Here is a 12,632-nt window from a genome sequence, read left to right as displayed (position 1 = left end):
GATATCATCCGGAAACCGCATCATTCCGGTTATGGCCTGCCCAGTTCGATCCGGCCACATTCTGCCCAGGCCGCAATCTTCAGCGCCCCGGCATCTCCGCAGCACCAAGAGAGGGCCACGGGGACACTGTGGCGGAAGTCTCATTAACCTACTGCCTCGCAAAAATTCGTCGGAATTTGGTCGTCAACTCCTGGCCTCTGGGATGTTGAACGGTAGGCGCTCAAGTGCAGCAGATTTTTGCGGCAGACTGTAGCCCATCTTGAAATAGTTGTTCTGGGTCACTCCATCCCGTGCATGTCCGACAAGGGCTTGCACGATGGACTGTTCAACGCCTTCCCGCAGCAGGTGGGTTACGACCGTGTGGCGAAGGCAGTGGAACACCAGTTCCTTGCTCTTCATGTCCAACTTGACCAGGAAGGTTTCGTTGAACCAGCGGCCCAAGGCACGGCCCCAGCCGTTCTTGTTGTCATAGGTGAACTCGGGGAACAGCTTGGTTTCGCCCTTCTTGCGTAGGGTCTGCACATATTCAAGCAAACCCAACTCTATCAGCTTGGAATGGACTGGCACCGTGCGGCGGGAAGAAGCGTTCTTCAGCCGCTTGTTGCCGTCATCCTCGTTCAGGTCGAAGAACCACACGTTTTCATCCTGGCGGATGTCGTCCAAGTGCATCTGGGCAATCTCGTTCAAGCGTGCCCCGGTGAACAGGCCGATCAACGGTCCCCAACGCTGGTAGTCCTTGCGGATCAGGCCAGACGTGTTGTTGAGGATTTCATCCAGCATGTGGTGAACCTGCTCGGTGGTGAAGGCTACCCGCTTTTCGTCCGACTGGTTTCGATCTTGCTGAATGCGCATGTTGGCGAAGGGATTGGCGTCCACATAGCCATGATCCTTTGCCCAGGCGAACAGCCCGATATAGCTTTGTAAGTAGTTATTCTGGGTCTTGGTGCCGATGGTGGGGGCGCCCACGGTTAGGGCATCGGCAAGGGACAGGCCCGCAGTTGCCGGTGACTTGTTACGGTTCTTCGGGTAGTGCCTGATAGTGGTTTTGACCGGTCGGGCCATATCAAAATTAATTGCCCGGATGTCGATGTCCTCGCCCACGATCTCATACAGCAGGGCGAAATGCTCGCGCTTCTCCAACTCGGTCTTGGGTGCCCACCGCTTTGCCTGCATGTTCTCGTCAATGTACTCGTCGGCGACCTGTCGCAATGATGGTCCGGGTTCGGCAGGGGCGGGCGGGGCGCTGGCCTGTACCACTGGCGCGGGCGGTTCCAAGTCGAACGTCTCAAGCGACTGGTCATAGGCCAGCGCGGATTGGCAATAAGCGTGGAAGGCCCGCATGAAGTCGGTGCGGAAGGTGGCATAGGCTGCCGTACCGGGGGGAATGGCAATGCCGTACTTGTCACAGAAGCGGCCCAGCACTTCGCTGTCGCCTTCCGTGGTCGGGTCCAGCGGTTCGCCTGTCTCGACGGCTTGGGCGGCAAACCCAAGGCTGTTGTTCAGGGCTGCGATATCCCGGTGATCCAAGCGGCCATGTTCCGCGATGCGGGCCTTGTGCTGTGCCAGCTTGTCGGAGAAGTGCTTGGTCAGCACGGCGCGGATTTCATCATAGCGCATACCGGAGGCGATCCCTTGGGCGGTCAGTGTCTCGCCCAAGTATCCCAGGCTGCGCGAAAGGCGCAACGCTTCCCTGCGTTCGCGGGTGCGCAGGGAGACTCTTATATATAGGTGTCGTCCATGGGGGTGGAGCGAGTGGGGCAGGGGCCAGCGGAAATAGTAGACGCGGTGTCGTGAGAGCGTCAGATAGGCGGTGGTCTGCATGGCAATTGTCGCACCTGATTGCCACACCTGGAGCCTTATGATACCAACGCCTTGAATTATCAGGGCGGGGTGGTCGGCCCGTCACCGCCCACCACGCCTTCAAGGCCTTGAGCCCGTGGACCAAGGGGGGAGCGACATGAAGATTGTTCGCGATGATCTCCGCAAGGCTGCCGCGGCCGGACTGGTCTCTTCCGAGCAGGCCGATGCGCTGTGGCGCTTTCTCGAACAATTGTCGGCCGATGAAGGCCGCGCCCGCTTCGGTGCCGAGCAACTGCTGTGGTATGCCGGCGCCCTGCTGATCATGGGGGCCATGGGCCTTTTCACCACCCTGGGCTTTTCCTCCTGGGGATACGGTTTCCTGCTCACCACGGCGCTGGCCTACGGCGTGCTGCTGGGCGGTGCCGGCCATGTGCTGTGGAATCGCCCCGGCCTGCGGCCGGCCGGCGGAGTGCTGCTCGCCTCCGCCGTGGCCATGACGCCGCTGGCCGTCTTCGCGGTTCAAAGCATGCTCGGCTGGTGGGGGAAGGGTGACCCCGGCTCCTATAATGGCTTCTATGTCTGGATCAAGGGCGGCTGGGTATTCATGGAAGTGACGACCATCGTGGTCGGCTCGGCGGTGCTGTGGCGCTATCGCTTCTCCTTCATGCTGTTGCCCGTAGCCATGATGCTGTGGTTTCTGTCCATGGATCTGGCGCCTTGGGTGATGGGGAGCAAGGCCCTGACCTTCGAGACCCGCCAGTCGGTGTCCATCTGGTTCGGCCTCGCCACCATGGCGGCGGCCTGGCTGGTGGACGTGCGGTCGCGGAGCGATCTGAGCTTCTGGCTGCATCTGGCCGGATTGATGGCCTTCTGGGGCGGGCTGACCTCGTCGCACAGCGACAGCGAATTGGCCAAGCTGGTCTATTGTCTGATCAATGTGGTGCTGGTGGGAGGTGGTCTGTTCCTCGATCGCCGGGCGTATGTGGTGTTCGGCGGCATGGGCATCGTCCTCTATCTCGGCCATCTGGCGGAAAAGGTGTTCAAGGACTCGATCCTGTTTCCCTTCGCCCTGTCGGGGCTGGGCATCGCCATCATTGTCGGCGGGCTGGCCCTGCGGCGTCACCGCGCGGCATTGGATTCGTGGGTGACCCGCGTCATGCCGGCTCCCCTGGCCGCTCTGCGGCCCTTGCGGCTGCGCCGGCCGGCGGGATGAGGGGCGGGGATTCGGCCTCGGCCGGAATGCCTGATTCCGGCCAGGGCGCAAGGGGCAAATTTCGCTGCGGTGCGGCCTTGTTTGCTTGACAGCCCATGGGGGGTGGATTACACCACGCCTACCCACGCGGGTGGCTGCGGATTGGGGGTGTAGCTCAGTTGGTTAGAGCGCCGGCCTGTCACGCCGGAGGTCGCGGGTTCGAGCCCCGTCACTCCCGCCATCCCGCCTGATCACGATCGCCGAGCGAGGGGCTGGCGCGGTCGCGGGCGGGATTGTCTGCAGTCGTTTGGTATGTTGCAGGAGGGGGTACCCGTTCGGCGCGTTCGCCAAAGTCGCTTATCCGTCCGATCCCATTAGGTCGATCTCTTCGCTTAGCAGCTCAGACACCGGCCGGTGACGGACGTGCGACGACACGAAACGCCGGGGCTTCCTCCGATCGGACACCTCTTGGTAGGGCAGGGACGATGGAAGCTTGGCTGCTCGAATATCTGCCGATCCTGATTTTCCTCGGCATCGCCATCGTGATTTCGGCGATCTGCGTGGGGGCCTCGTGGATCGTGGCGCGCCAGAAACCCGACACCGAAAAGGCCACGGCCTATGAATGCGGCTTCGACGCCTTCGGCGACGCCCGTTCCAAGTTCGAGGTCCGGTTCTACCTCGTCGCCATCCTGTTCATCATCTTCGACCTGGAAGTAGCCTTCCTGTTCCCGTGGGCGATCACCCTGGGCAAGATCGGCATGTTCGGCTTCTGGTCCATGATGGTGTTCCTGGGGGTGCTGACCATCGGCTTCATCTATGAATGGCGAAAGGGAGCCCTGGAATGGGAGTGAACCCGTCTGCCGGCGGCATTCTGTCGCCCGACCACGCGGCAGCGCTGCCTCCTGGCCCGGCCCAGGACGCGCTGCTCAAGGCCGTTACCACCGAGATTTCCGATAAGGGCTTCGTACTGGCCAGCGTCGATGCCGTGGTCAACTGGGCCCGCACCGGTTCGCTGTGGCCAATGACCTTCGGTCTGGCCTGTTGCGCCGTGGAAATGATGCATGCCGGCTGTTCGCGCTACGACATGGACCGCTTCGGCGTGGTCTTCCGTCCCAGCCCGCGCCAAAGCGACCTGATGATCGTCGCCGGCACGCTGACCAACAAGATGGCCCCGGCGCTGCGCCGCGTTTACGACCAGATGGCCGAGCCGCGCTGGGTCATCTCCATGGGCTCGTGCGCCAACGGCGGCGGCTACTATCACTATTCCTACTCGGTGGTGCGCGGTTGCGACCGCATCGTGCCGGTGGACATCTATGTGCCGGGCTGCCCGCCCTCGGCGGAAGCGCTGATGTACGGCATCCTGCAGTTGCAGAAGAAGATCCGCCGCACCGGCTCCATCCTCCGATAGCGCCGAAGAGGGACCCCCTAAGATGACGCAAGCGCTGAAGGATCTGGGCGAGTACATCGCCCAAGCCCTGTCCCAGGATGTGCTGGGAACCGAGGTCAACCGCGTGGGCGAGCTGTCGCTCACCGTCAAGGCCGCCTCCATCGTCAAGGTGCTGAGCTTCCTGAAGGACGATTCCGGCTGTCTGTTCAAGCAGTTGGTGGATGTATGCGGCGTGGACTGGCCGGGGCGCGAGCAGCGCTTCGACGTGGTCTACCACCTGCTGTCCATGAAGCATAACCAGCGGGTCCGCGTGAAGGTGGCCGCCGACGAGGAGACCGCCGTTCCCTCCGTCACCGGCGTGTTCAGCTCGGCCGGCTGGTTCGAGCGTGAAGTGTGGGACATGTACGGCGTGCTGTTCTCGGACCACCCGGACCTGCGCCGCATTCTCACCGATTACGGTTTCGAGGGGCATCCGCTCAGGAAGGACTTCCCGCTGACCGGCTATGTGGAGATGCGCTACGACGACGAGACCAAGCGCGTGGTCTACGAGCCGGTGAAGCTGACCCAGGACTTCCGCAGTTTCGATTTCCTGTCGCCCTGGGAAGGGCCGGGGATGCTGCCCGGCGATGAGAAGGCGAACTGACATGGCCGAATCCCAGATCCAGAGCTACACCATCAACTTCGGCCCACAGCATCCGGCGGCGCACGGCGTGCTGCGCCTGATCCTCGAGATGTCGGGCGAGGTCGTCGACCGCGCCGACCCCCATGTGGGCCTGCTGCATCGCGGCACCGAGAAGCTGATCGAGCACAAGACCTACCTCCAGGCGACGCCCTATTTCGATCGCCTCGACTACGTGGGCACCATGAACCAGGAGCATGCCTTCGTGCTGGCCACGGAGAAGTTGCTGGGCATCGACATTCCGATCCGCGCCAAGTTCATCCGGACGCTCTACGATGAGATCGGCCGCATCCTGAACCATCTGCTCAACGTCACCGCGTTCATCTTCGACGTGGGCGGCATGACTCCGCTGCTCTACGGCTTCGAAGAGCGCGAGAAGCTGATGGAATTCTACGAGCGCGTCTGCGGCGCCCGTCTGCATGCCAATTACTATCGTCCGGGCGGCGTTGCCGCCGATCTGCCGGCCGGTCTGTTGGAAGATATCGCGGCGTGGTGCGAGACCTTCCCCAAGGTCCTCGACGATATCGAGACCCTGGCCACCGATAACCGCATCTTCAAGCAGCGCGTCGTCGATATCGGCGTGGTCAGCCCGGAGCAGGCCCTGGATTGGGGCTTCACCGGTCCCAATCTGCGCGCCTCGGGCATCGCCTGGGATCTGCGCAAGGCCCAGCCCTACGACGTCTATGACCAGATGGACTTCGACATTCCGGTGGGCAAGAACGGCGACGGCTATGACCGCTATCTGGTCCGCGTGCTGGAAATGCGCGAATCGGTGAAGATCATGAAGCAGTGCATCGCCAAGATGCCCGGCGGCCCGGTCAAGGTCGAGGACAACAAGATCACCCCGCCCAAGCGGTCGGAGATGAAGACCTCGATGGAATCGCTGATCCATCACTTCAAGCTGTTCACCGAGGGCTTCCGGGTCCCGGCCGGCGAAGTGTACGCGGCCATCGAGGCGCCCAAGGGCGAGTTCGCCGTCTACCTGATCGCCGACGGCACCGGCAAGCCCTACCGCTGCAAGATCCGTCCGCCGGGATACGTTCACCTGCAGGCGCTGGACATGATGTCCAAGGGACACATGCTGGCCGACGTGGTGGCCAATATCGGCTCCATCGACATCGTTTTCGGCGAGATCGACCGATGAGCAATCATTCCTACGAACCGGAAAGCTTCGCTTTCACCCCCGAGTACCTGGAGAAGGCCAAGGCCTTCATCGCCAAGTACCCGACCGGCCGTCAGCAGAGCGCGGTGATGCCGCTGCTCGATCTGGCCCAGCGCCAGGAGGGCTGGCTCAGCCGCGCCGCCATGGAAGTCATCGCCGAGATGCTTGACATGGCGCCCATCCGGGTGGAGGAGGTGGCGACCTTCTACACCATGTACAACCGCAAGCCCGTGGGTAAGTTCCACGTGCAGGTCTGTACCAATCTGCCCTGCATGCTGCGCGGCTCCGACGACGTGGTGGCCGCCGCCAAGGCGGCGCTGGGCGTCGATTTCGGCGACATGACCGATGACGGCAAGTTCACGCTGTCCGAGGTGGAGTGCCTGGGCGCCTGCGTCAACGCACCGATGATGCAGATCAACGACGATTACTACGAGGACCTTACGCCAGAGACCACCAAGGCGGTGCTGGAGGCCTTCAAGCGCGGCGAGACGCCGAAGCCCGGTCCCCAAAACGGTCGTCAGTTCTCGTGCCCGGCCGGCGGTGCCACCAGCCTGACCGAATTGAAGTTCGAGGGGGGGAAGGCCTGATGCTGCGCGACTCCGATAGGATCTTCACCAACCTCTACGGTTTTCACGACTGGCGCCTGAAGGGCGCCATGGCCCGTGGCGACTGGAACGGCACCAAGGATATTCTGGCCAAGGGCCGCGACTGGATCATCGAAGAGATGAAGAATTCCGGTCTCAGGGGCCGCGGCGGCGCCGGTTTCCCCACCGGCGTCAAGTGGTCGTTCATGCCCAAGACCGAGGGGCCGCGCCCCCATTATCTGGTCATCAACGCCGACGAAGGCGAGCCCGGTACCTGCAAGGACCGGGAAATGATGCGTTTCGATCCGCACAAGCTGATCGAGGGCGCGCTGATCGCCAGCTTCGCCATCGGTGCCCATGCCGCCTACATTTACATTCGCGGTGAGTTCGTCCGCGAGGCCGAGCACCTCAACATCGCCATCGACGAGGCGCGGGCCGCCGGCCTGCTGGGTCCCAACGCCTGTGGATCGGGCTGGGATTGCGAGGTCTACGTCCATCGCGGTGCCGGCGCCTACATCTGCGGCGAGGAATCGGCGCTGATCGAAAGCCTGGAAGGCAAGAAGGGCCAGCCCCGCCTGAAGCCGCCGTTCCCGGCCGGTGTCGGCCTGTACGGCTGCCCGACCACGGTGAACAATGTGGAATCCATCGCGGTGGCGCCCACCATCCTGCGCCGTGGCGCCTCGTGGTTCGCCGGTCTGGGCAAGCCCAACAACACCGGCACCAAGGTGTTCTGCATCTCCGGTCACGTGAACACGCCGTGCAACGTGGAAGAAGAGATGGGCATCCCGCTGAAGGAGCTCATCGAGAAGCATGCCGGCGGCGTGCGGGGCGGCTGGGACAACCTGCTGGCCATCATCCCCGGCGGTTCGTCGGTCCCCATGCTGACCAAGCAGCAGTGCGAGGAAGTCACCATGGACTTCGACGCGCTCCGCGCCATGCGCTCGGGCCTGGGCACGGCGGCCGTGATGGTCATGGACAAGTCCACCGATCTGGTGCGCGCCATTCATCGCCTGTCGCGCTTCTACTGGCACGAGAGCTGCGGCCAGTGCACGCCGTGCCGCGAAGGCACCGGCTGGATGAGCCGCATGATGGGCCGCATGGTCACCGGCGACGCCGAATTGTCGGAAATCGATCTGCTGGAAGAGATTTCGCGCCAGATCGAAGGCCACACCATCTGCGCCCTGGGCGATGCGGCCGCCTGGCCGATCCAGGGCCTGATCCGTGCCTTCCGTCCCGAGATGGAGCGGCGGATTCTGGAACGCCAAGCCAAGACCAACGCGGCCTGAGAAGAGAGAAGACCCAATGCCCAAGCTGACCATTGACGGCAGGGAAATCGAAGTCGAGGCCGGGACGACCATCATCCAGGCCGCCGACCTGCTCGGTATCGAGATTCCCCGTTTCTGCTACCACGAGCGCCTGGCCATCGCCGGCAATTGCCGCATGTGCCTGGTGGAAGTGGAAAAGATGCCCAAGCCGGCGGCGTCGTGCGCCATGCCGGTGGGCGAAGGCATGGTGGTGAAGACCAACACCCCTGCGGTGCGCAAGGCGCGCCAGGGCGTGATGGAGTTCCTGCTGCTCAACCACCCGCTGGATTGCCCCATCTGCGACCAGGGCGGCGAGTGCGATCTGCAGGATCAGGCCATGGCCTACGGTTCCGACAAGAACCGCTGCAAGGAAGGCAAGCGCGCCGTACCCGACAAGGATTACGGCCCGCTGGTCCAGACCATGATGACCCGGTGCATTCAGTGCACCCGCTGCGTCCGCTTCATCTCGGAGATCGCCGGCACCCCGGTGCTGGGCGGCCTGGGCCGTGGCGAGCATCTGGAGATCGGCCGCTACGTGGGCGCGGCGGTGTCCTCCGAACTGTCGGGCAATCTGATCGATCTGTGCCCGGTGGGCGCGCTGACCAACAAGCCGGCCAGCTACACCTACCGTTCCTGGGAACTGAAGAAGACCGAGAGCATCGACGCCATGGACGCGCTGGGCTCGGCCATCCGGGTCGACACCCGTGGCAACGAGGTCATCCGCATCCTGCCGCGCGTCGCCGAGGACGTGAACGAGGAATGGCTGTCGGACCGCTCGCGCTTCGCCTGCGACGGCCTGAAGCGCCAGCGCCTCGACAAGCCCTATATCAAGAAGGACGGCAAGCTGGTCCCCGCCACCTGGAACGAGGCCTTCGCGGCCATCGCCGCCAAGGTGAAGGCCGCCGGCACCAAGATCGCCGCCATCGCCGGTGATCAGGCCGACGCCGAGACCATGATCGCCTACAAGGACCTGCTGGCCTCGCTGGGGTCGCAGGCCATCGACTGTCGCCAGGACGGCGCCAAGCTGGACGCCTCGGTGCGCGCCTCGTACCTGTTCAACAGCACGGCGGCCGGTATCGAAGAGGCCGACGCCCTGCTGATCATCGGGTCCAATCCGCGCAAGGAAAACCCGGTACTGAACGCCCGCATCCGCAAGCGCTGGCAGAAGGGCGGCTTCAAGGTGGCCCGTATCGGCCACAAGGGCGACCTGACCTACAAGTACGAGCACCTGGGTGACGACGCCTCCATCCTCAAGGCCGTCGCCGAGGGCAGCCACCCCTTCTTCGAGGTGTTGAAGAACGCCAAGAAGCCTGCCCTGATCATCGGCCAGGGGGCTCTCGCCCGCGCCGACGGCGCCGTGCTGCTGGGCCTGGCCCGCAAGCTGGCCGATGCCGCCGGCCTGGTGAAGGACGGCTGGAACGGCTTCAACGTGCTGCACACCGCCGCCGCCCGCGTCGGCGGCCTGGATCTCGGCTTCGTGCCCGGCCAGGGCTGGCGCGACGTGGACCACATCGCCGACGGCGCCCACAAGGGTGACGTCCAGGTGCTATTCCTGATCGGCGCCGACGAGGTGGACATGAAGGCCCTGGGCGATGCCTTCGTGGTGTATCAGGGCTCGCACGGCGATGCCGGCGCTCACCGCGCCGACGTCATCCTGCCGGGTGCCGCCTACACCGAAAAGAGCGCCACCTTCGTCAATCTGGAAGGCCGCGCCCAGCAGACCCGCCTCGCGGTGTTCCCGCCGGGCGAGGCCAAGGAAGACTGGCGCATCGTGCGCGCCCTGTCCGAGGTGCTGGGCAAGGCTCTGCCCTATGACAGCCTGAAGGCGGTGCGTGAGCGTCTGGCCAAGACCAGCCCGGTGTTCGCCGCCATCGGTTCCGTCACTCCCGCCGCCTGGGGCGCCGCTTTCGGCGCCGAGGGCAGCCTGGGCGACGGTGCCCTGGTCAGCAACATCGACAATTTCTATCAAACCGACCCGATCAGCCGCGCCTCCAAGACCATGGCGGAATGCACGGCAGCCTTCGGCGGTGGTTGCAACCACAAGCACAAGAAGACGGGGACCCATGGTTGACCTTCTGACCGGGCTGCTGCCCCCCTTCGTGTGGCGTCTGCTGATCATCGTTCTGCAGATCGTCGCCATCGTCCTGCCGCTGCTGATCGCGGTGGCTTATCTCACCTATGCCGAGCGCAAGGTGATCGGCGCCATGCAGATGCGCAAGGGACCCAACGTGGTCGGTCCCTTCGGCCTGCTGCAGCCCATGGCCGACGGCCTGAAGCTGTTCGTCAAGGAGACGGTGCTGCCGACGTCCGCCAACCGCGTGGTGTTCGTCGGCGCGCCCATGCTCACCTTCTTCCTGGCCCTGGTGGCCTGGGCGGTGATCCCCTTCGACAAGGGCTGGGTGCTGGCCGACATCAATGTCGGCGTGCTGTATCTGTTCGCCATCTCGTCGCTCGGCGTCTACGGCATCATCATGGCGGGCTGGGCGTCCAACTCGAAGTACGCCTTCCTGGGTGGCCTGCGCTCGGCGGCGCAGATGGTGTCGTATGAGGTCTCCATCGGTTTCATCCTGATCTCGGTGCTGCTGACCGTCGGCTCGCTGAACCTGTCGGACGTGGTGACGGCCCAGACCAAGCTCTGGTTCATCGTGCCGCACTTCCCGATGTTCATCCTGTTCATCATCTCCGGTCTGGCCGAGACCAACCGCGCCCCCTTCGACCTTCCGGAAGCGGAAGCCGAGCTGGTGGCCGGCTACAACGTCGAATACTCGGCCATGACCTTCGCCCTGTTCTTCCTGGGCGAGTACGCCAACATGCTGATGATGGGGGCGATGACCTCCATTCTGTTCCTGGGCGGCTGGATGGCTCCTCCGTTCCTGGGCTGGCTGCCCATCCCCGGCGTGATCTGGTTCGTGCTGAAGATCTGCCTGGTGATGTTCGTCTTCCTGTGGGTGCGTGCCACCTTCCCGCGCTATCGCTACGACCAGCTGATGCGTCTGGGTTGGAAGGTGTTCCTGCCGTTCTCGCTGTTCTGGCTGGTGCTGACCGCAAGCGTGCTGACCGCTTTCGGCTGGCTGCCGAACCAGGGTTAAGGAGAGAAAAGCGATGTCGTTCCTCGACCGCACCGCGCGCGCCTTTCTGCTGACCGAGCTCGTCCAGGGCTTGGCGCTGACGCTGCGCTACATGTTCAAGCCCAAGGTGACCATCAACTACCCCTATGAAAAGGGGCCGCTGTCGGTCCGCTTCCGGGGCGAGCACGCTCTGCGCCGTTATCCCAACGGTGAAGAACGCTGCATCGCCTGCAAGCTGTGCGAGGCCATTTGCCCCGCCCAGGCGATCACCATCGAACCGGAACCCCGCGACGACGGTTCCCGTCGCGCCCGGCGCTACGACCTCGACATGACCAAGTGCATCTATTGCGGCCTGTGCCAGGAGGCCTGCCCGGTGGATGCCATCGTCGAGGGACCGAACTTCGAGTACGCCACCGAGACCCGGGCGGAACTCATGTACAACAAGTCCAAGTTGCTCGCCAACGGCGACCGTTGGGAGGCCGAGCTGGCCTTCCGCATCGCCGCCGACGCGCCTTACCGGTGACGGGAGACCATCCATGTTCACGGCTCTGATCTTCTACATGTTCGCCGCCATCGCGGTGGCGAGCGGCGTGATGGTGATCTCATCGCGCAATCCGGTGCATTCGGTGCTCTGGCTGATCCTGGCGTTCTTCAACGCGGCGGGCCTGTTCCTGCTGCTGGGCGCCGAATTCCTCGCCATGGTGCTGGTCGTCGTCTATGTGGGCGCCGTCGCGGTGCTGTTCCTGTTCGTCGTGATGATGCTCGACATCAACACGGTGGAGCTCAAGGAAGGCTTCCTGCAGTACCTGCCCACCGGCGCCCTGATCGGCGTGGTGCTGCTGGTCGAGCTGCTGGCCATGTTCGGCGGCTGGGCCTTCGCCCCCGACGTCGAGGCCATGATCAAGGCGCCGGCGCCGACGCTGGACCAGGCGTCCAACACGGTGGCGCTGGGCAAGCTGATCTACACCAACTACGTCTACCTGTTCCAGGCGTCGGGTCTGGTGCTGCTGGTCGCCATGATCGGCACCATCTTGCTGACCCACCGCAAGCGGACCGGGGTGCGCAAGCAGGTCATCGCCGAGCAGGTCGGCCGCTCGCGCGATTCGGTCGAGATGCGCAAGGTCCAGTCGGGGAGGGGCATCTGATGTTCGAGATCGGTCTGTCCCACTATCTGGCGGTGGCCGCCATCCTGTTCACGCTGGGCGTGATGGGCATCTTCCTGAACCGCAAGAACGTCATCATCATCATGATGTCGATCGAGCTTATCCTGCTGTCCGTCAACATCAACTTCGTGGCGTTCTCGTCCTATCTGAACGATCTGGTCGGTCAGGTGTTCGCCATGTTCGTCCTGACCGTAGCCGCGGCGGAAGCCGCCATCGGCCTGGCCATCGTCGTTGTCTTCTTCCGTAACCGCGGCACCATCGCGGTGGAAGAAATCAGCCAGCTCAAGGGGTAA

The 12,632-nt window shown here is 63.7% G+C and carries 13 protein-coding genes and 1 tRNA gene; 13 read left to right on the top strand and 1 reads right to left on the bottom strand.

What is annotated here, in order from left to right; genetic code table 11:
- Positions 1-183: 183 nt before the first annotated feature.
- Entirely contained in the window at positions 184-1,821 is a 1,638-nt protein-coding gene (locus CP958_RS10080) for a site-specific integrase (RefSeq protein WP_096701839.1), read from the bottom strand.
- Positions 1,822-1,957: 136 nt separating this feature from the next.
- On the opposite strand from CP958_RS10080, the gene CP958_RS10075 reads away from it, so the two are divergent.
- The 13 genes from CP958_RS10075 (at position 1,958) to nuoK (ending at position 12,632) form a co-directional block, all read left to right on the top strand.
- Positions 1,958-3,013 (top strand): hypothetical protein, encoded by a 1,056-nt coding sequence (locus tag CP958_RS10075; RefSeq protein WP_096701838.1) that lies wholly within the window; start codon positions 1,958-1,960, stop codon positions 3,011-3,013.
- A gap of 143 nt (positions 3,014-3,156) precedes the next feature.
- Positions 3,157-3,233, top strand: a tRNA-Asp gene (locus tag CP958_RS10070).
- Between the two features lie 244 nt (positions 3,234-3,477).
- Complete coding sequence (locus CP958_RS10065) at positions 3,478-3,843, top strand: NADH-quinone oxidoreductase subunit A (protein ID WP_096701837.1); 366 nt, start codon at positions 3,478-3,480, stop codon at positions 3,841-3,843.
- A complete protein-coding gene (locus tag CP958_RS10060; protein WP_043744587.1) occupies positions 3,834-4,400 on the top strand; it encodes an NADH-quinone oxidoreductase subunit B in 567 nt (188 codons plus the stop codon). Before CP958_RS10065 ends, CP958_RS10060 begins: the two co-directional genes overlap by 10 nt.
- 22 nt (positions 4,401-4,422) lie before the next feature.
- Positions 4,423-5,022 carry an NADH-quinone oxidoreductase subunit C gene (locus CP958_RS10055; protein WP_096701836.1) on the top strand — a complete coding sequence of 200 codons (600 nt, stop codon included), beginning with the start codon at positions 4,423-4,425 and terminating at the stop codon, positions 5,020-5,022.
- 1 nt (position 5,023) lies between these two features.
- A complete protein-coding gene (locus tag CP958_RS10050) occupies positions 5,024-6,202 on the top strand; it encodes an NADH-quinone oxidoreductase subunit D (RefSeq protein ID WP_096701835.1) in 1,179 nt (392 codons plus the stop codon).
- The gene (gene nuoE, locus CP958_RS10045) at positions 6,199-6,807 is read left to right on the top strand and encodes an NADH-quinone oxidoreductase subunit NuoE (protein ID WP_096701834.1); all 609 of its coding nucleotides are present in this window, start codon (positions 6,199-6,201) and stop codon (positions 6,805-6,807) included. Before CP958_RS10050 ends, nuoE begins: the two co-directional genes overlap by 4 nt.
- Entirely contained in the window at positions 6,807-8,090 is a 1,284-nt protein-coding gene (nuoF, locus tag CP958_RS10040) for an NADH-quinone oxidoreductase subunit NuoF (RefSeq protein WP_096701833.1), read from the top strand. Before nuoE ends, nuoF begins: the two co-directional genes overlap by 1 nt.
- A 16-nt stretch (positions 8,091-8,106) precedes the next feature.
- On the top strand, positions 8,107-10,179 hold the full coding sequence (nuoG, locus tag CP958_RS10035) for an NADH-quinone oxidoreductase subunit NuoG (protein WP_096701832.1): 2,073 nt from the start codon (positions 8,107-8,109) through the stop codon (positions 10,177-10,179).
- Positions 10,172-11,197, top strand: a complete 1,026-nt coding sequence (gene nuoH / locus CP958_RS10030) for an NADH-quinone oxidoreductase subunit NuoH (RefSeq protein WP_096701831.1) — start codon at positions 10,172-10,174, stop codon at positions 11,195-11,197. Before nuoG ends, nuoH begins: the two co-directional genes overlap by 8 nt.
- Positions 11,198-11,210: 13 nt before the next feature.
- On the top strand, positions 11,211-11,699 hold the full coding sequence (gene nuoI, locus CP958_RS10025) for an NADH-quinone oxidoreductase subunit NuoI (RefSeq protein ID WP_008617495.1): 489 nt from the start codon (positions 11,211-11,213) through the stop codon (positions 11,697-11,699).
- 13 nt (positions 11,700-11,712) lie between these two features.
- Positions 11,713-12,321, top strand: coding sequence for an NADH-quinone oxidoreductase subunit J (locus tag CP958_RS10020; RefSeq protein WP_096701830.1), 609 nt, complete (start codon positions 11,713-11,715; stop codon positions 12,319-12,321).
- Positions 12,321-12,632, top strand: a complete 312-nt coding sequence (gene nuoK, locus CP958_RS10015) for an NADH-quinone oxidoreductase subunit NuoK (protein WP_096701829.1) — start codon at positions 12,321-12,323, stop codon at positions 12,630-12,632. The genes CP958_RS10020 and nuoK overlap by 1 nt, the downstream gene beginning before the upstream one ends.

Origin of the sequence: Magnetospirillum sp. 15-1 (assembly GCF_900184795.1) — a bacterium.
In the GTDB taxonomy this organism is placed as follows: domain Bacteria; phylum Pseudomonadota; class Alphaproteobacteria; order Rhodospirillales; family Magnetospirillaceae; genus Phaeospirillum.
The sequence above is the reverse complement of the archived record's forward strand: the minus strand, read 5'-3'. Positions and strand labels throughout refer to the sequence as shown.